General features: G+C 66.4%; 17 protein-coding genes. 3 read left to right on the top strand and 14 right to left on the bottom strand.

What is annotated here, in order from left to right:
- Window positions 1-58: 58 nt before the first annotated feature.
- From rpsO to rimP, 7 genes are all read right to left on the bottom strand, one after another.
- Window positions 59-328, bottom strand: coding sequence for a 30S ribosomal protein S15 (gene rpsO, locus RE429_RS01000; protein WP_370439229.1), 270 nt, complete (start codon window positions 326-328; stop codon window positions 59-61).
- 587 nt (window positions 329-915) lie between these two features.
- Window positions 916-1,848: a tRNA pseudouridine(55) synthase TruB gene (gene truB, locus RE429_RS00995; protein WP_414472550.1), complete on the bottom strand. Its 933-nt coding sequence runs from the start codon at window positions 1,846-1,848 to the stop codon at window positions 916-918.
- 7 nt (window positions 1,849-1,855) lie between these two features.
- Window positions 1,856-2,287 (bottom strand): 30S ribosome-binding factor RbfA, encoded by a 432-nt coding sequence (gene rbfA / locus RE429_RS00990; RefSeq protein WP_414472549.1) that lies wholly within the window; start codon window positions 2,285-2,287, stop codon window positions 1,856-1,858.
- 156 nt (window positions 2,288-2,443) lie between these two features.
- A complete protein-coding gene (gene infB, locus RE429_RS00985; RefSeq protein WP_414472548.1) occupies window positions 2,444-5,500 on the bottom strand; it encodes a translation initiation factor IF-2 in 3,057 nt (1,018 codons plus the stop codon).
- A complete protein-coding gene (locus RE429_RS00980; protein ID WP_370439224.1) occupies window positions 5,497-6,168 on the bottom strand; it encodes an RNA-binding protein in 672 nt (223 codons plus the stop codon). Before RE429_RS00980 ends, infB begins: the two co-directional genes overlap by 4 nt.
- Window positions 6,169-6,198: 30 nt before the next feature.
- On the bottom strand, window positions 6,199-7,818 hold the full coding sequence (gene nusA, locus RE429_RS00975) for a transcription termination factor NusA (RefSeq protein WP_414472547.1): 1,620 nt from the start codon (window positions 7,816-7,818) through the stop codon (window positions 6,199-6,201).
- A 12-nt stretch (window positions 7,819-7,830) separates the two neighbouring features.
- Complete coding sequence (gene rimP, locus RE429_RS00970) at window positions 7,831-8,454, bottom strand: ribosome maturation factor RimP (protein WP_414472546.1); 624 nt, start codon at window positions 8,452-8,454, stop codon at window positions 7,831-7,833.
- 230 nt (window positions 8,455-8,684) lie between these two features.
- Between rimP and RE429_RS00965 the strand changes: the two genes are divergently transcribed.
- From RE429_RS00965 to RE429_RS00955, 3 genes are read left to right on the top strand one after another with little or no spacing between them, the layout of a single operon-like run.
- Complete coding sequence (locus RE429_RS00965; RefSeq protein ID WP_414472545.1) at window positions 8,685-9,683, top strand: efflux RND transporter periplasmic adaptor subunit; 999 nt, start codon at window positions 8,685-8,687, stop codon at window positions 9,681-9,683.
- Between the two features lies 1 nt (window position 9,684).
- The gene (locus RE429_RS00960) at window positions 9,685-10,932 is read left to right on the top strand and encodes an ABC transporter permease (RefSeq protein WP_414472544.1); all 1,248 of its coding nucleotides are present in this window, start codon (window positions 9,685-9,687) and stop codon (window positions 10,930-10,932) included.
- Entirely contained in the window at window positions 10,929-11,630 is a 702-nt protein-coding gene (locus RE429_RS00955) for an ABC transporter ATP-binding protein (protein WP_414472543.1), read from the top strand. The genes RE429_RS00960 and RE429_RS00955 overlap by 4 nt, the downstream gene beginning before the upstream one ends.
- Before the next feature lie 110 nt (window positions 11,631-11,740).
- On the opposite strand, the gene trmB is transcribed toward RE429_RS00955, so the two are convergent.
- The 7 genes from trmB to RE429_RS00920 all read right to left on the bottom strand — a co-directional run bounded on the left by trmB (window position 11,741) and on the right by RE429_RS00920 (window position 18,512).
- Complete coding sequence (gene trmB, locus RE429_RS00950; protein ID WP_414472542.1) at window positions 11,741-12,424, bottom strand: tRNA (guanine(46)-N(7))-methyltransferase TrmB; 684 nt, start codon at window positions 12,422-12,424, stop codon at window positions 11,741-11,743.
- Window positions 12,425-12,429: 5 nt separating this feature from the next.
- Window positions 12,430-13,608 carry a methionine adenosyltransferase gene (metK, locus tag RE429_RS00945; protein WP_414472541.1) on the bottom strand — a complete coding sequence of 393 codons (1,179 nt, stop codon included), beginning with the start codon at window positions 13,606-13,608 and terminating at the stop codon, window positions 12,430-12,432.
- A gap of 104 nt (window positions 13,609-13,712) precedes the next feature.
- Window positions 13,713-14,054, bottom strand: coding sequence for a helix-turn-helix domain-containing protein (locus RE429_RS00940; protein ID WP_414474269.1), 342 nt, complete (start codon window positions 14,052-14,054; stop codon window positions 13,713-13,715).
- Window positions 14,055-14,143: 89 nt separating this feature from the next.
- Entirely contained in the window at window positions 14,144-15,865 is a 1,722-nt protein-coding gene (lnt, locus tag RE429_RS00935; RefSeq protein ID WP_414472540.1) for an apolipoprotein N-acyltransferase, read from the bottom strand.
- A gap of 7 nt (window positions 15,866-15,872) precedes the next feature.
- A complete protein-coding gene (locus RE429_RS00930; RefSeq protein ID WP_414472539.1) occupies window positions 15,873-16,907 on the bottom strand; it encodes a hemolysin family protein in 1,035 nt (344 codons plus the stop codon).
- A gap of 34 nt (window positions 16,908-16,941) precedes the next feature.
- On the bottom strand, window positions 16,942-17,403 hold the full coding sequence (gene ybeY, locus RE429_RS00925; RefSeq protein ID WP_414474268.1) for an rRNA maturation RNase YbeY: 462 nt from the start codon (window positions 17,401-17,403) through the stop codon (window positions 16,942-16,944).
- A 14-nt stretch (window positions 17,404-17,417) separates the two neighbouring features.
- The gene (locus tag RE429_RS00920; protein ID WP_414472538.1) at window positions 17,418-18,512 is read right to left on the bottom strand and encodes a PhoH family protein; all 1,095 of its coding nucleotides are present in this window, start codon (window positions 18,510-18,512) and stop codon (window positions 17,418-17,420) included.
- Window positions 18,513-18,570: the final 58 nt, after the last annotated feature.

Raw genomic sequence — 18,570 nt, 5'->3', positions numbered from 1 at the left:
ATCGATCAGTCCGGAGAAACCGTCCGGAGCCGTGCTCCGGACGGAAAAGTTCAAAAGCTTAGCGGCGGATGCCGAGCTTCTCGATCAGGGTCTTGTAGCGGCTCTCGTCCTTCTTCTTCAGGTAGTCGAGAAGCGAGCGACGCGACGAGACGAGCTTCAGGAGGCCACGCCGGGAGTGGTTGTCCTTCGTGTGGGTCTTGAAGTGACCGGTCAGGTTGTTGATCCGCTCGGTCAGAATGGCGACCTGCACCTCGGGGGAGCCCGTGTCGCCAGCCTTCTGGGCGAATTCCTTCACAAGCGCGTTCTTGCGCTCAGCAGTGATCGACATCGCATATCCTTTCAGGTTGTCTTGGTCGGTAGGGGCCATGGCCGTGAAGGCTCGGGCCGTATTCGTCCGGGAAAGGCCGGGCCGGGATGTCGTCCAGCGCGGTCCGTCACCGGGACGGTCCTCGTGAAGGGTCAATCCTCCGAGGCGGGCGCACCATACACGAATTGTGAATAAGTGCCAGCGGAATCGTTTTTACCAAGCCTGACAACAGGATGGCCGGAGCAATACTGTCCGCGGAGCAGGTCTTCGCGGTTCATGTCGGTGGGCCCGACATCCCCCACATGGAAAACCGACGCCGGGACTGCCAGCACCGCCGGCGTGACCGAGCTCTCGTCCGACGAGACCGTGAAGAACACCGTCGCGAACGATGCCTTCGAGAGTTTCGGGATTGCGACCTGGGACGAAGGCGGATTGCTGAACGTCAGGCGCTTCGCGCCGTTATGGCCGGGCTTGACCCGGCCATTGATGTCGTTGGGCGATGCGCTGTTCTATAGCAGGAGCATCGGATCGATCCCAAACGTGAATTCGACTTTTCACGTCCGATGCTCCGGTCCCCGGACTGTGTCCGAGGCTGAAGCCGATCAACATCAGGCCCCCAGATTGAACACCCGATGCGGCACCAGTTCGCCGCGCTCGACGTCGCCCACGGCCACGAGAACGCCGTTGAAGGTCGCGTAGATCTTGCCGGTCAGGGGCGCGTCGCGGCCGCGCAGAATGATGGACTGGCCGCGCATCAGGCGGCCCGCCATGTCGCGGCTGACGGCGATCGAGGGAATTTCGCTGAGCGCCGTCTCGACCGGACGCAAGGCAGCAGGATTGGTGGCGAGGTCGTCGACCGTGACCGCCTCGTGCTCGCTGAACGGTCCCACGCGCGTGCGGCGAAGTGCCGCGACGTGTCCGAGGCACCCGAGCGCGCGGCCCAGATCGCGGGCGATGGCGCGGACATAAGTGCCCTTGCCGCAATCCGCCTCGATCACCGAGCGGTTGCCGTCGTGGTGGACGAGAGCGAGCCTGTCGATTTCGACGGTGCGGGCCTGCAGCTCCACCACCTCGCCCTCGCGGGCCAGATCATAGGCGCGCTCGCCCTGGATCTTGATGGCGGAGAAACGCGGCGGCACCTGCTGGACGGACCCGGTGAAGCGGGGCAACAGGGCCTCGATGTCGGAGGCCTCCGGCACCTTGTCGGTGCGTTCCACGACTTCGCCTTCGGTGTCGTCCGTGTTGGTCTCGGCGCCCCAGGCGACGGTGAACACGTAGGATTTGCGGCCGTCCATGATGAAAGGCACGGTCTTGGTGGCTTCACCGAGCGCGATCGGAAGGATGCCGGAGGCCAGCGGGTCGAGGGTGCCCGCATGGCCCGCCTTCTTGGCCGAAAGGCCGCGCTTGACCACCGCGACCGCGTGGGTCGAGGTCATCCCGACGCCCTTATCGAGAATGATCCAGCCGTTGACGTCGCGCTTCTTCGGTCGGTCGCCATGAGGGCGACGGTGAGGGCGCTCTGCGGGACGGTCTTCGGTCATCGATTTCTCATTCGTCGTTATCGTTGTCGTCATTCACGTCGAGGCCGGCCTTGCCGATGTCGCGCGACACCCGTTCGGAGCGCAGCAGCGCATCGATGCGAGCGGCCTCGTCGAAGCTCTCGTCCCGGCGGAAGCGCAGATCGGGTGCGAATTTCAGGTTCACCCGGTGCGCGACTTCCTGGCGCAGGAGCTTCTTGTTCTTTTCCAGCGCCTTGATCACCGCGTCCTCGTCCTTGCCGCCGAGCGGCATCACGTAGGCGGTCGCGAGCTTCAGGTCCGGCGACATCCGCACTTCCGGAATCGTGATGACGTGCTTCGTCAGCACGTCGTCCTGAAGATCGCCGCGGGAGAGCACCTCCGCCAATGCGTGGCGCACGAGTTCGGCCACGCGCTGCTGGCGCTGGGACGGGCCGGTATTCTGTTCGAAACGTTTTGCCATGGTCATCCTCCGGGATTGGACCGGATCGATCGGAAAGGGCCACGACCGGATGGGTCCGGTCATGGGGATTGGAGAGGAGTGCGGCCCATCCAAGCGAGATCACCGGGACAAGCCCGGTGATGACGCATTGTTCTGGAATTGGCGCGAGGCGAAGCCTTAGAGGCTGCGCTTCACCTCTTCGACGCGGTAGCACTCGATCACGTCGCCGACGCGCATGTCCTGATAGTTCTCGAAGGCCATGCCGCATTCCTGACCCGAGGTGACCTCGCGGGCATCGTCCTTGAAGCGCTTGAGCTGGGACAGCCTGCCCTCGTGGATGACCACGTTGTCGCGGATGAGGCGGACATGGGCGCCGCGCTGCACCACGCCGTCGAGGACACGGCAGCCCGCGACCTTACCGACCTTGGACACGCTGAACACCTCGAGGATCTGCGCCTCGCCGAGCCGCTCTTCGCGCAGCGTCGGGGCGAGAAGACCCGACATCGCCGCCTTCACGTCATCCACGAGGTCGTAGATGATGTTGTAGTAGCGGATCTCGATGCCGGCCCGCTCGGCCGCCTCGCGCGCTTCCTTGTGGGCGCGCACGTTGAAGCCGAGGATGATCGCGCCGGAGGCTTCCGCGAGCGTGACGTCGGATTCCGAGATCGCGCCGACGCCGGCCTGGATGATCCGGGCGCCCACTTCGTCGTTGCCGACCTTCTCGAGGGCGCCGGCGATGGCTTCCGCCGAGCCCTGCACGTCCGCGCGGATCACGAGCGGGAATTCCTTGCGGCCGGCACCGGCCTTCAGGTCGCGCATCATGTCCACCAGGGTACGTCCGGCCGAGCCCATGCGGGCGGCGGCGCGTTCGCGCTTCTGGCGCGTGCGGTACTCGGTGACCTCGCGGGCACGGGCTTCGGACTCGACCACCGCGACGCGGTCGCCCGCCTCCGGCGTGCCGTTGAAGCCCAGCACCTCGACCGGTACCGAGGGACCGGCCTCCTTCACGTTGGAGCCGAGGTCGTTGATCAGGGCACGCACGCGGCCCCATTCGGCGCCCGCCACCACGATGTCGCCGGTATGCAGCGTACCGCGCTGGACGAGAACCGTGGCCACCGGGCCGCGGCCGCGATCGAGCTTGGCTTCGATGACGGTTCCTTCGGCCGAGCGCTCCCCGTTCGCCTTCAGGTCGAGAATTTCGGCCTGGAGCTGGAGACCTTCGAGCAGTTCGTCGAGGCCCTGGCCGGTCTTGGCCGAAACCTCGAATTCGAGGGTTTCGCCGCCCATGGATTCCACGACGATCGAGTGCTGGAGCAGCTCTGTGCGGACCCGCTGCGGGTTGGCGTCGGGCTTGTCCACCTTGTTGATCGCCACGATCAGCGGCACGCCGGCCGCCTGAGCGTGGGTGATCGCCTCGACGGTCTGGGGCATGACGCCGTCATCGGCCGCCACCACGAGAACGACGATGTCCGTCACCTTGGCGCCGCGGGCGCGCATGGCCGTGAAGGCCGCGTGACCGGGGGTATCGATGAAGGTGATCTTGCCGCCGAGCGGCGAGGTCACCTGATAGGCGCCGATATGCTGCGTGATGCCGCCGGCCTCGCCGGAGACCACGTTGGTCTTGCGGATCGCGTCCAGCAGGGAGGTCTTGCCGTGGTCGACGTGGCCCATGATGGTGACCACGGGCGGACGGGATGCGAGGTTCTCGTCCGTGTCCGGCGTGTCGAACAGGCCTTCCTCGACGTCCGATTCCGCGACGCGCTTCACCGTGTGGCCGAGCTCTTCCGCGACGAGTTGCGCGGTATCGGCGTCGATCACGTCGGTGATCTTGTGCATCTGTCCCTGCTTCATCAGGAACTTGATCACGTCCACGGCGCGCTCCGACATGCGGTTGGCGAGCTCCTGGATGGTGATCGTTTCCGGAACCGTCACCTCGCGGGCGATCTTTTCCTTCTGCTCCACCTGGCGGTGGCCCATCAGACGCTGGTTGCGGCGGCGGAAGGCGGCGAGCGAACGGGTGCGCTCCTCGTCGCCCGATGTCGCATTGGCGAGAGTCAGGCGGCCGCGGCGACGCTCCTCGCCGGGAGCGGTCTTCGTGGGCTTCGGAACGGCAGCCGGCTTCGCCGGGCTGCCGGGGCGGCGGACGACGCGCGGTGCCTCATCATCGTCCATCTCGACGGCGGGGCCGCGGGCCGCGACCACCGGCGGAGCCGTGCGGGTATTGGGCTTGGCCGTTGCCGGATCGGGAATCGCCGGAGCGGCCGGGCGCGCCATGTGATTGAGGCTCGGCGGACGGCCGCCGGTCGTGCCGACGTTGGTGCGCGGACCGCCGAAGCCGCCGGAGCGACCTTCGCCACGCGGGCCATCCTGACGGAAGCCGCCGGGGCGACCTTCACCGCGCGGACCGTCCTGGCGGAAACCACCGGGGCGGCCTTCACCGCGCGCACCGTCCTGGCGGAAGCCGCCGGGGCGACCTTCGCCACGCGGGCCATCCTGACGGAAGCCGCCGGGGCGGCCTTCACCGCGCGCACCGTCCTGGCGGAAGCCGCCAGGGCGGCCTTCGCGGCCTTCGCGGCCTTCGCTGCGCTGACCGTCCTGGCGCGGAGCCGGGCCACGGTCGCGGGTCTGTGCGGGAGCAGGAGCGGGGGTCGGAGCAGGAGCCGCCTGCTCGCCAAGGCGACGGCGGGCCTCGTCCTCGGCGCGGCGCTTGCGCTCCTCGTCCTGACGACGGCGCTCCTCTTCCTCGTGCTTGCGGGCCTCGGCCGCTTCGCGGTCCTTGGCCTCGGCCGCTTCGCGCTCGGCGCGGCGCACCGCTTCCTCGGCCTGGCGCTTGCGCTCTTCCTCTTCGCGGCGGCGGGCATCGGCGAGGGCGTTCATACGGGCATCGCGCTCCTGATCGGAGAGCGTCTGCAGCACCACGCCGGACCGGGGTGCATTGGAGGACGGGCCGGAACGCTGCGGACGTCCGCCCTGGGACGCCGCGGGCCTTCCCGCCGGCGCAGCCGATTTCGGCGCCGCAGCGGGCGCTGCAGCCTGGGAAACGGCCGGCTTTTCATCCTTCGCCCCACCGGGGCCAACGGCAGGGCGACGCTTCACAGTCTCGACCACGACCGCCTTCGACCGGCCATGGGAGAAGCTTTGGCGCACGGTACCTTGTTCGACCGGGCGCTTCAGAGACAGCGTCTTGGACGACACGTGGAGAGTCTTGTCGCCCTGGTTTTTCGTATCACTCATTCCGCTAATGTTCCTGCGGGTTTCAAAATCGTGGGTTCGCCGGTCTCGTTTCCGAGGCCAGATGGATCGGCTCCGATGCCGCAGAAAGTGCGGTAACGATGCCAGCGGTTCAGAAAGCCGTCGCTCCCAGCGCCCGCGACGAGGGCAGCATGTATCACATGTGACCGGCCTAATGCCAAATCCAATTCGTCATTTGACAATACTTGGATGACCGGAAAGCTAGATATCGCCCCGCCGAGGCGTTTTCGCAACGGGTTCGCCAATTTTCTTCGCCCATCTTCGGCCGCCTCTGCGGCATGAATAAGGGCAACGATGGGCTTATCCGTGATGGCCGACTCGACTTTCTGGAAGCCGGTGATGACGCAGCCTGCCTTGTTGGCGAGGGCGAGACCCTGTCGGACGTCGTCCCTGAGCAGATGCTCGATGTCCCGGGAGAGGGTCTCCGGAGCTTTCGCTTCCGTCTTGAAGGCGCGGGAGAAGAGGCGGCGCTTGACGGCCTCGTCCACCATATCGGCCCGGGCCGTGACCCAGACGCCGCGGCCGGGCAGCTTGTGCCTGAGGTCGGGCACGACTTGCCGGTCGGGCCCGAGGACAAAGCGGATCAGTCCCGCGGGGCCTTGCGCCTCGCGGGTGATGATGCAGGTGCGCTCCGGTTCATGCCGCGGCACAGGTTCTGACCTCGCTTCGCCATCGTCCGATTAAGACGGCTGAGCCTCGGTCTCGGCCTCGTCGGCCGATCCCTCGGTCTCTACGGTTTCTTCAGGCTGCTCGATCCAGCCTGCCTTTACGCGGGCGGCCATGACCATGGCCTCCGCCTCGGTGCGGGACACGTCGAAGCCGTCGAGAGCGCCCTTGTAGCGGGTCGCTTCGGCTCCTTTGCCCTCCGTCCAGCCGACGAGATCGTCGGTGGCGCAGCCGGCCAGGTCCTCGACCGACTTGATGTCGTTCTCGCCGAAGGCCACCAGCATCGCCGTGGTGACGCCGTCGATGTCCTTCAATTCGTCGGCGACGCCGAGCTCCTTGCGGCGGGCCTCGTTCTCGGCCTCGATGCGGGCGATGTATTCCTGGGCGCGGGTCTGGATCTCGGCGGCGGTGTCCTCGTCGAAGCCCTCGATGGAGGCGACTTCGGCGGAATCCACATAGGCGATTTCCTCGACCGAGCGGAAGCCCTCGGAGGCGAGCAGCTGACCCACCACCTCGTCCACGTCGAGCGCGTTCATGAACAGGTCGGTGCGCTCGGCGAATTCCTTCTGACGGCGCTCGGACTCCTCGGCCTCGGTGAGAATGTCGATGTCCCAGCCGGTGAGCTGCGAGGCCAGACGCACGTTCTGGCCGCGGCGGCCGATGGCGAGCGAGAGCTGATCGTCCGGAACCACCACCTCGATGCGGTCGGCCTCCTCGTCGAGCACCACCTTGACCACTTCGGCCGGCTGCAGCGCGTTGACGATGAAGGTCGCCTGGTCGGGGGACCACGGAATGATGTCGATCTTCTCGCCCTGAAGCTCGCCGACGACCGCCTGGACGCGGGAGCCGCGCATGCCGACGCAGGCGCCGACCGGGTCGATGGACGAATCGCGCGAGATCACGGCGATCTTGGCGCGGGAGCCCGGATCGCGGGCGACGGCCTGAACGGTGACGATTCCGTCGTAGATCTCCGGTACTTCCGAGGCGAAGAGCTTCGCCATGAATTGCGGGTGCGTGCGGGACAGGAAGATCTGCGGGCCGCGCGTTTCGCGGCGCACGTCGAAGAGATAGGCGCGGATGCGGTCGCCCGGACGGAACGTCTCGCGCGGGATCAGCTCGTCGCGGCGGATGATCGCCTCGCCACGGCCGAGATCGACGATGACGTTGCCGTATTCGACGCGCTTGACCGCGCCGTTCACGATGTCGCCGATCCGATCCTTGTATTCCTGATACTGGCGGTCGCGCTCGGCGTCGCGCACCTTCTGCACGATCACCTGCTTGGCCGACTGGGCCGCGATGCGGCCGAAATCGAAGGGCGGCAGGGTGTCGGCGATCACGTCGCCCACCTGAGCGGCCGGGTTGTGGCGGGACCGGGCCTCCGAGAGGGTGATCTCGCGCGAATCGTTCTCCATCGCCCCGTCCTCGACCACGAGGAGGTGGCGCGACAGGCGCAGCTCGCCCGTTTTCGGGTTGATCTCCGCGTGGATGTCGGTCTCGGCGCCGTAGCGGGAGCGCGCGGCCTTCGCGATGGCGTCCGCCATGGCGTCAAGCACGATCTGCTTGTCGATCACTTTCTCACGTGCGACCGCATCGGCGATCTGCAGAAGCTCAAGCCTGTTGGCGCTCACAGCCATCGAGGGCACTCCTTAATTCGGTTTTGTCTCGGACGTGTTGGGCGCCTCCGGCACTTCCACCACATCCGTATCTTCATCCAGCTCGTCCGTGGTCGGCGCGGTTCCCCGGCGCAGCGATTCACGGATCAGGTCGTCCGTCAGGACGAGATGGGCCTCGCCCAGGTCGGTCAGAGGCAGACGCGCGATGGGCTCCAGGCCCTCCTTCACGTCCGGAAGCTCGACCACGAGCTTTCCGTCCTCCACGCCCCGGAGAAAGCCCCGGAAACGCTTGCGGCCGTCCAGCGGCACGGCCATCTCGATCTTCGCGTCGTGGCCGGTCCAGCGCTCGAAATCGCTTGCGCGCACCAGCGGGCGGTCGATCCCCGGCGAGGAGACCTCGAGATAATACGCCGTCGAGATCGGATCTTCGAGATCAAGAACCGGAGAAATCGCGCGGCTCACCGTCTCGCAATCGCCCACCGACATAGTGCCGTCCGGCCGTTCGGCCATGATCTGCACGGTGCAGCCGTTCGTGCCGGTGACCTTCACCCGCACGAGGTTGAAGCCAAGGCCCTCGATCACGGGCTCGACGATGGCGGCCACCCGGGCAGCAACGCCGTTTTCCGTAATCAGCCGCTTGTCGCGTTCGTTCGTCATGGCTCTCCGAAGCTCCGGTATACGAGCAACAAAAAAGAGCGGACCCGGCGGGGTCCACTCTCGACCAGCAGCTTTACGCTGCAACCAGAGCTGACAACGGGAATATACGTGCGTAAGGCCCAAAATGCAAGCTCCCGCAGGGTGAGCCGCGCGCCGGGTTTCCGCAATGGACCGCAATCGCCCCATCTTCGAAGCTATGCTAGAGAAGCCCGTTCCCTGGAGAACCGGCCTTGAAGATCTCCCGCGTGCTCCTCGTCTTTGTGCTGCTTCTGGCGGTCGCAGCGGCGTATTGGCGCTTCGCCCGGCCGCCGCAAGTCGCAACGATCGTGCCCGGTCGCGGCGACGCGGCGGAGATCGTCTACGCCACGGGCGTGGTGGAGCCGCGTACCTGGGCCAAGGTAACGCCCCTGTTGCGGGAGCGGATCGTGGAGCTGTGCAATTGCGAGGGTGAGACCGTTGAGAAGGGCACCGTGCTCGCCCGCCTCGACGATCGGCAGGCGCAGGCGACCCTCGCCGAGCTGCGCGCAAGGCAGAAATCCAGCGCAGCGGATTACGACCGCATGGCCGCCCTGGTGGAGCGCAGGGTCGCCAGCGAGCAGGCTCTCGATCGCGCCCGCAGCGATCTCGGCCAGATTCAAGCCCTCATCGCAGGCCAGGAGACGCGCCTCGAATCCTACGTGCTCCGGGCACCCATGAACGGCGTCGTCCTGCGCCAGGATGGCGAGGTGGGCGAGGTGGCCGAGCCCGGCACGGTTCTGTTCTGGGTCGGCGAGCCCAAGCCCCTCTGGGTGGTGGCGGACGTCAACGAGGAGGACATCCCGCGCGTCGCGGTGGGGCTGCGCGCCGTCCTGAAGTCCGACGCCTTTCCGGGCCGGATCCTGGAGGGGCACGTGGATTCCGTCACCCCGAAGGGCGATCCCGTGGCCAAGACCTATCGCGTGCGCCTCGCCCTGCCGGATACGACGCCGCTGCGAATCGGCATGACGGTCGAAGTGAACGTGGTCGCGCGGGTCTCCGCCGGTGCGCTGCTGGTGCCGACCAACGCCATGCGCGGCTCGTCCCTCGTCGTGGTGCAGGACGGCACGGCCCGGCGGCGGGACGTGACGATCGGGATCCGCGGAGCGAGCCGCACGCAGATCCTGTCGGGTCTCGATGAAACGGAGCGGGTGATCGTGCCGTTTCCGGAGGATCTCGCGGACGGTGCGACGGTGCAGGAAAAGAGAGGTTAGCATGCGCCTCATCCTGGAGCTGGCACTCACGCATATCGCCGGGCGCGGCCGCCAGACCATCGTGGCCATTCTCGGCGTGGCGCTGGGCGTGGGCTTCTCCATCGCCATGGCGGCCCTGATGCAGGGCACGGAGAAGGATTTCATCGCGCAGCTCGTCGACACCATGCCCCATGTGCAGATCTCGGACGAGCGCCGCACACCGCGCCGCCAGCCGGCGGAGGACCTCTTTGCCGCCGTGCAGTTCGACGGCCTGAGGCCCAAGGAGGACCGGCGCGGCATTCTCAATCCGGCCGCCGCCTTCGCGTCGTTGCGCTCCTGGGTGCCGGGACGCATCGCGCAGAGCCTGCGCACGCAGGGGGTGGCGCGCTATGCCGGGCGGGATGTCGGGGTGTCCATCATCGGCATAGAGCCGGAGATCGAGGCCACGGTCTCGTCGGTGGCGGGGGATTTCGTCGAGGGAAGCTTCGACGCGCTCAGGGCCGGCGGGAACAACATCGCCGTCGGCGACCGTCTGGCGCAGCGCCTCGGCGCGTCCATGGGCACGACCATCCAGCTCGTCTCGGCCACCGGCCAGTCGCGCGGCTTCAAGATCGTCGGACAGTTCCACACGGGCAACAATGCCCGCGACGAAGGCGAGACCTACGTGCTCCTGAAGAACGCCCAGATCCTCTCGGAGCGCCCGAATGCCATCAACGAGATCCGGCTGCGCCTCGACGATCCCGAGGCCGCGCCGCGCGTCGCCCGCCAGGCGGAGGCGGAGCTCGGCTACAAGGCCGTACCCTGGCAGGAGGCCAACGAATCGCTGCTCGAAGCCCTCGTGGTGCGCAATGTGGTCATGTACACGGTGGTCGGCGCGATCCTGCTGGTCGCGGGCTTCGGCATCTACAACATCATCTCCACCATCACCCATGAGAAGGCGCGCGACATCGCCATCCTGAAGTCGCTTGGGTTCACGCAAGGGAACATGCGCCGCCTGTTCCTGATCGAGGGGCTCGCCTTGGGGATGGCCGGATCGATCGCCGGCTGGATGATCGGCTTCCTGCTGTGCTTCGCGCTCTCGCAGGTCGAGTTCAGGTTGTCCGGCGCGGGCGTCGGCCGCGAACTGACCCGTCTGCCCCTTTTCTGGTCGCCCTGGCACTATGCGATCGCCTCGGGCTTCGCCGTCGCGTCGGCGGGCGTGGCGGGCTATCTGCCCGCGCGTCAGGCGGCGCGCCTCAACCCCGTCGACATCATCCGGGGTGCCACATGAGCGCGCTGATCGAGGCCGAGCATCTCACCCGCATCCTCCCGGCCGTCGTGCCCGTGACGCTGGTGCGCGACGTGTCGCTCACCGTCGGCGAACGGGAATTCGTGGCGATCACCGGCCCTTCCGGCTCCGGCAAGTCGTCGCTGCTCTATCTGCTCGGCCTGCTCGACCGCCCCACCGGCGGGACCCTGAAGGTCGAGGGGCGGGACACGTCGCGGCTCGACGACGACGCACTTGCGGAATTGCGACTCGAGAGCCTCGGCTTCGTGTTTCAGTTCCACTTCCTGTTGCCGGAATTCAGCGTCCTGAAGAACGTGGAACTGCCGATGCGCAAGGCGGGACGCCTCCCGGCTTCCGCAATGCGCGAGCGGGCGGCCGGCCTTCTGGAGGATCTCGGCCTCGCGGGCCACCTCGACAAGAGGCCCGATCAGCTTTCCGGCGGGCAGCGTCAGCGCGTGGCGGTCGCGCGGGCCCTGGCCAACGATCCGCACGTCTTGCTGGCCGACGAGCCGACCGGGAGCCTCGACAGCCAAAGCTCCGAGCAGGTCTTCGCCATCCTCCAGGATCTGGTGAAAAAGCGCGGCAAGACGGTCATCGCCGTCACCCACGACATGGGCATCGCCGCACGCGTCGACCGGCGCGTTCATCTCGTGGACGGCAGGGTGGTGAGCGACGAGAGCACTGCCGAGGCGTCGGCCTGAGCGGACTTACAGCAGCGGACGTGACAACGACGCCACATCCGATGCAGTCAGTCTCTGTGTTCGCGCTTCTTTTCACGCAAAACCGGTCCCCACTTCCCGCGTTCGATGCTCTAGTTCCGAACGAAGGTCAGGTAGCTCGGCACGCGGCCTTCGCGGATGGCTTTCGCTTCGTAGCGGGTGCCGGGCCAGCCCTCGTAGGGCCTGCGCCAATCGTCGGCGCGCCCGGCCGTCCAGCGGAAGTGATCGGAGCGCAGCGCGCGGGCCAGCACCCAGCCGATATAATCGTCGATATCGCTGGCAAAGCGCAGTTCCGCCCCGGGCTTCATGACGCGGGCCAGCATCTCCAGCATCTCGTCGGACACGAGGCGGCGCTTGCGCTGGCGGCGTTTCGGCCACGGATCGGGATAAAGGATGTAGACCCGGTCGAAGGACCGGTCGGGCAGCTCCGGCAGGAGCTTGGTGACGTCGTCGTCCCACACCCGGATATTGTCGAGCTTCTCGTGCTCCACGGCCGCGAGCAGTTTCGCCATGCCGTTCACGAAGGGCTCGCAGCCGATGAAGTTGACGTCCCGGTGGGTCCGGGCCTGGGCGGCGAGATGCTCGCCGCCGCCGAAGCCGATCTCGAGCCAGGTTTCGCGGGCTGTCGCGTCCGGAAACTGGCCGGAAGGGGGGCTGTCCGGGATCACACGGATCGCGGGCAAGAGGTTCTGGATCAGGTCGTCCTGACCGGAGCGAAGCTTCTTGCCTTTCCGGCGCCCGAAGAATGCGCCGGCGCGCTGTTGTGCTTCGCTCATGACGGTTAGCGGAAGGCCGCCTTCAGGGTATCGACGAGATCGGTCCGCTCCCAGGAGAAGCCGCCATCCGCGTCGGGCCTGCGGCCGAAATGGCCATAGGCCGAGGTCCGGGCGTAGATCGGCTTGTTGAGGCCGAGATGGGTGCGGATGCCGCGCGGGGAGAGGTCCATGACCTCCATGAGCACGGCCTCGAGCTTGTCCTCGCCCACCTTGCCGGTCTCGTGCAGGTCCACGTAGATCGACAGGGGCTTGGCCACGCCGATGGCGTAGGCGACCTGGAGGGTGCAGCGGTCGGCGAGACCGGCCGCGACCACGTTCTTGGCGAGATAGCGGGCCGCGTAGGCCGCCGAGCGGTCCACCTTGGTCGGATCCTTGCCGGAGAAGGCGCCGCCGCCGTGCGGAGCCGCGCCGCCATAGGTGTCGACGATGATCTTGCGTCCCGTCAGACCGCAATCGCCGTCGGGGCCGCCGATCACGAACTTGCCGGTCGGGTTCACGTGCCAGATCGTCTCGGGCAGGATCCAGCCTTCGGGCAGCGTCTCGCGGATGGTGGGCTCCACGATCGCGCGCACCTCCTCGGAGGTCAGGTCCTCGTCCAGATGCTGCGTCGACAGAACGATCTGGGTGGCCGCGACGGGCTTGCCGTTCGCGTAGCGCACCGTGACCTGGCTCTTGGAGTCCGGGCCGAGCTTTCCGACATCGCCCTTCTTCGCCTTGCGGGCGGCGGTCAGGTTCTCGAGGATCTTGTGGGCGTAGTAGATCGGCGCCGGCATCAGCTCGGGCGTCTCGTTGCAGGCATAGCCGAACATGATGCCCTGGTCGCCCGCGCCCTCGTCCTTGTTGCCGGAGGCATCGACGCCCTGTGCGATATGCGCCGACTGGGCGTGCAGGTAGACGTCGATCTCGGCCTTCTGCCAGTGGAAGCCTTCCTGCTCGTAGCCGATGTCCTTGATGGCGTCGCGGGCGAGCTGGATCACCTTGTCCTTCGTGATCGAATCGGGGCCGCGGACCTCGCCGGCGATGACCACGCGGTTGGTGGTCGCCAGGGTTTCGCAGGCGACGCGCGCTTCGGGCTCAGCCGCCAGATAGGCATCGACGACCGTATCGGAGATTCGGTCGCAAACCTTGTCCGGATGGCCTTCGGACACAGACTCGCTGGTGAAGAGATAGCTTGACCGCCGCACGACAGAATTCCTTTGAGGCAAATGAAGAGAGGCCGAGCCTTCGGACACAGACTCGCAACTTTGTCATGCCTTACGGCAAAGGAAAGGTCAAGCGAACGCGTTCGTTATGACGAACGTTCCTGCTCTTCCTGTGCCGCGAGCGACGCGACGAGCTGCACGATGCTCTTGCGGACCTTGGCGCTCTTGATGCCCGTGAAGGTCCGGATCAGCTGGAGACCCTCCGGGGTCGACATCACATCGGCAATATAGGGCGGGGATTCCGCCTCCGCGAAGCTCGATTCTTCCTTGCCGCTTCTGATGCCGTCGAAGAAGAAGTGGATGTCGACGCCCAGGATCTTCGCGATATCGACGAGGCGACCGACGCTGATCCTGTTCATCCCCTTTTCGTATTTTTGGACCTGCTGAAAGGTAAGGCCAAGCAATTCGCCAAGTTTTTCCTGACTCATGCCGATGGAGATACGGCGCATGCGGACGCGCGTGCCAATTTCCTTATCGATTAAGCTGGTCGACTTCTTCATAGCCCCACGCATTCTTATCAAAGCTGATGTAACGCCGTGTCCAACTTATCGGATGAGAATATGGCTCTTTGTTTTCGACGTACGATCAGGGCCATTAAGCAGATCGTCAGCAGAGCCGTCAAAGAAAAGCTTCTTGTTCTTGCAGAATAAAAAGCCTCCGCTGCAACCGGAAGATCGGAGTCTAAAACACCTTCAACTCCGAGTGGAAGACTGCCCACGAGCCGGCCGTAAGGATCGACAACACCGGAGATTCCCGTGTTGGCCGCTCTCACCAGGGGTAGGCCTTCCTCTACGGCACGCAGGCGTGCCTGAGCGAAATGCTGGTAGGGGCCGGTTGTTTGGCCGAACCAGCCGTCATTCGTCACATTGAGGATCAGGCGCGGTCGCGGACCGTCGCCCTCGGCCAGGATCTCCCCGGGAAAGATCGCCTCGTAGCAGATCGTGGCGGCGACCGGTGGCAGGCCGGGAATGGACAGGGCCTCGCGCCTTTCGGCGGGCTCGAAGCCGCCCGGGATATGCACGAACTGGCGCAGGCCCACGGCCCGGATCAGCGTCTCCAAAAAGGCCGGGACGTATTCGCCGAAGGGCACGAGGTGCACCTTGTCGTAGGAGCCGAGGATCGTGCCGCGGTCGTCGATCACCTGGATCGCGTTGAAGAACTTGCCGACTGCTTCGCCCGGCAGCGGCTCGTCCATGCGCGCCGCGCCCGTGATCAGCACCGAGCCCGCCTCGAGAAGCCCTCCGATCTGGGCGAGCGAGGCCGGATCGCGATGCAGCAGGAACGGGAATGCGGATTCCGGCCAGACGATATGGGTGGCCTCGCCGAGGGTCCGCCCGTCACGGCCGGGGCGGGCGCTCAGGGAGAGATAGCGCCGCATGATCGCATCGCGGTTGCGCGGGTTGAACTTCGCGTCCTGGGCCAGGTTGGGCTGCATGATGCGAAGGCGCACATTCGCCACGCTCTCGACGGGATCAGTGGGGATGCGCCAGAAGCCGAAAGCCGCCATGGCGAGGAGCACGGCCGCCGCAAGCCCCGGCGCGAGCCGGCGCGCCCGGGGCGTCGGCCCCGTGAGGATCGCGGCCGGGGAGGCGCATATCGCAAGGGCGAGGAAACACAGGCCGTAGAGGCCGAGGATCGAGGCGCTCTGCATGAGCCAGAGATTCTGGCCGAGCGCCATGCCGGGATTGTTCCAGGGAAAGCCGGTGAAGAGATGGCCCCGCAGCCATTCGCTCACCGTGAGCGCGAACGCGAAGGCAAGGATGCGCGAGGCGTCGGGCTGCCAGAGCAGGCGGGCGAGCGCGAACCCGAAGGCCGTGAAGAAGGCGAGCAGGGCCGGGAGGCCCAGAACCCCGAAGGGCAGCGCCCAGGCGAATTGATCCGCCTCGACGAGAAAGGCCGCGCCGAGCCACCATAGCCCGGCTACGAAATAGCCGAAGCCCCAGAACCAGCCGATCAGAGCCGCCGATTTGAGGGAGGACCATCGGGAAAGGCCGGTCCGGGAAGGGTCGGTCCTGGCAAAGTCGGTCTTGGCAAAGTCGGTCTTGGCAAAGTCGGTCTTGGCAAAGTCGGTCTTGGCGGTGCCGTCGATCAGCCAGACGGCCGGCGTCAGGGACAGGGCGAGCGCCGGAAGGAAGCCGAAGGGCGGCATGGCGAGCGCGCCTGCCGCGCCCGCCGCGAAGCTCAAGGTCGAGCGGCGCCATCCCCGGGCGAGGACGACGCGGTCGGCCAGGGGAATCATTCGGCAGTCATTCCGCTGCGGCGCTTTCAGGGCGCGGGGCGGCGTTCGCGGGGCCTGCGACGATCGTCTCGGGTGCGGCGACATGCCGGACGATGCGCAGACGCTTCACCCGGCGGGGATCGGCGTCGAGCACCTCGAATTCCAGCCCTCCCGGGCCCTCGATGACCTCGCTGCGGGAGGGCACGCGGCCGGCGAGCGTCACGATGAAGCCCCCGATGGTGTCGATGTCCTCGGCCCCTTCCTCCTCCGAGAGATCGACGCCGAGGCTCTCGGTGACCTCGTCGAGGCTCGCGCGGGCGTCGGCGATGTAGGTGCCGTCCGCCGCCGGCACGATGGTGACGTCCTCGTCCTCGTCGTGCTCGTCCTCGATGTCGCCGACCACCATCTCCACGAGATCCTCGATGGAGACGAGGCCGTCCGTGCCGCCGTATTCGTCGATCACGAGGGCCATATGGGTGCGCGTCGCCTGCATGCGCACCAGGAGATCGATGGCCGGCATCGACCGGGGCACGAAGAGCACCGGGCGCAGGATATTGGCGTCGGCCAGGGTCATGGAAAGGTCGATCTGGCCGAGGCTCGGCGGGGGCGTGTCGTCGCTCGCGCCGCCTTCCGAGGCGCCGCCGTCGGCCCGCATGGCGATGAAATCGAGGAAGTCCCGGATATGGACCATGCCCTTCGGGTCGTCGAGGGTCTCGCCATAGACGGGGAGGCGGGAATGGCCCGCCGTTCGGAAGAGGCTCAGAAGCTCGCCGAGATTGGTGTCGGCGGAAACCGCCACGATGTCGGCGCGGGGCACCATCACGTCTTCCACCCGGATGCGGTGGAAGGAAAGCACGTTCTTGAGCATCGCCCTTTCCTGGGGCGAGAAGTCCGTGTCTTCGACGGATGTCTCCTCGAGGGCGTCCTCGAGATCGTGGCGGATGGAATCGCGGGGCTTCAGCCCCAAGCGGACGAGAACACGATCGTACCAATGTTCTCGTGGGTCTTCGTCGTCCGAGGGAGTGCGGACAGGACGGTCGTTACGACTTCGATCTTCGTTCATATCAATGTGAGTATCAGCTCAAACGTTTTTGCGTTCACGCTGCCATATCGCGATAGGGATCGGCGATTCCAAGAGTGGCGAGCGCCTTCACCTCAAGAGCTTCCATGATCTCCGCCTCCGCCTCGACTTCATGGTCGTAGCCGAGAAGGTGCAGAACGCCATGAACGATCAAATGGGCGAAATGATGCGCGAGTTCCTTGGATTCCTCCTCGGATTCGCGCACCAGGGTTTCGTACGCTAAAGCAATATCGCCCAAATAGCGAGGCCCCGTCGCGCCCGGCTGTTCCGGGGCCGGGAAAGACAGCACGTTCGTGGGCTTGTCCTTGCTCCGCCAGGTGCGGTTCAGCTCCCGGATATGGGCGTCGTCGGTGAGCATCACGCTCGCCTCGAACTCCCCGGCGGCCTCGTAGGTGACGGCGAGCGCCGCCCCCGCGGCCTTGCGGGCGAGGGCTTCCGCATCGGGAAGTCTCTCCTCCCATGCCCCGGCCTCGATCATGAAGTCGAGCTCGATCACGGTCTTGCGTTCCGTTCGCGGTAGGGTTGTTCCTGGGATGGCGCCTCGCGGGCGGCGGTGTCGTAGGCCGCTACGATGCGGCGCACGAGGTCGTGGCGGACCACGTCCGCTTCCTTGAAGGTCACGCGCGAGATGCCTTCCACGCCCTGCAGGATGCGCACGGCCTCGACGAGCCCGGATTTCTGCCCCGGCGGCAAGTCGATCTGCGTCGGATCGCCCGTGATGATCATGCGCGAGCCTTCGCCGAGACGCGTCAGGAACATCTTCATCTGCATGGAGCTGGTGTTCTGTGCCTCGTCCAGCAGCACCAGGGCGTTGGTGAGCGTGCGGCCGCGCATGAAGGCCAGGGGCGCGATCTCGATCATGCCGGTCTGGAGGCCGCGATCCACGTGGCGGGCCTCCATGAAGTCGTAGAGGGCGTCGTAGATCGGGCGCAGGTAAGGGTCGACCTTCTCGCGCATGTCGCCGGGCAGGAAGCCGAGGCGCTCGCCCGCCTCGACGGCAGGACGCGAGATGATGAGCCGGTCCACCTGTCCCGCCTCCAGGAGCGAGACGGCATAGCCCACGGCCAGCCAAGTCTTGCCGGTGCCGGCGGGGCCTTCGGCGAAGACGAGCTCGTTCTGCTTGAGGGCCTTGATGTAGGTGTTCTGCGCCGCGTTGCGCGCCCGCACCGGGCCGCGCTTGCGGGTGGCGATGTGGTCGAAGGCGGAGAGGCCGGGGGCGGGCGCCTCCTCCGGGGAGAAGAGCGAGCCCTGAAGGGTCGCCTCCTCGATGGTGCCGTCCACGTCGCCTGGACCCAGCGCCGCGCCCTGCCGGGCACGGTCGTAGAGGCCTTCCAGCACGCGCCGCGCCATCTCGGAGGATTCCGGCCGACCCTTCACGGTCACCCGGTTGCCGTTGGCGATGGCGGCCACGTTCAGGCGCCGCTCCAGATGGGCGAGATTCTGGTCGTATTGACCGAAAACCAGGCTGGCGAGGCGGTTATCGTCGAAGGTGAGGACGATTTCGGCCTCTTCCTCGACGCCAGGATGCAAGGGATTGGGGGATCTGCCCTTTTGCGCTCGTGCGGTCGCGTTGTCCGCTGGCCTCAAATGCCTCTCCTTACCGTATGTCGCGACAGGATCGCCGCGAAAGAAACTCTCGAAGTCG

The organism is Microvirga sp. M2 (assembly GCF_047497095.1).
In the GTDB taxonomy this organism is placed as follows: Bacteria; Pseudomonadota; Alphaproteobacteria; order Rhizobiales; family Beijerinckiaceae; genus Microvirga.
The sequence above is the reverse complement of the archived record's forward strand: the minus strand, read 5'-3'. Positions and strand labels throughout refer to the sequence as shown.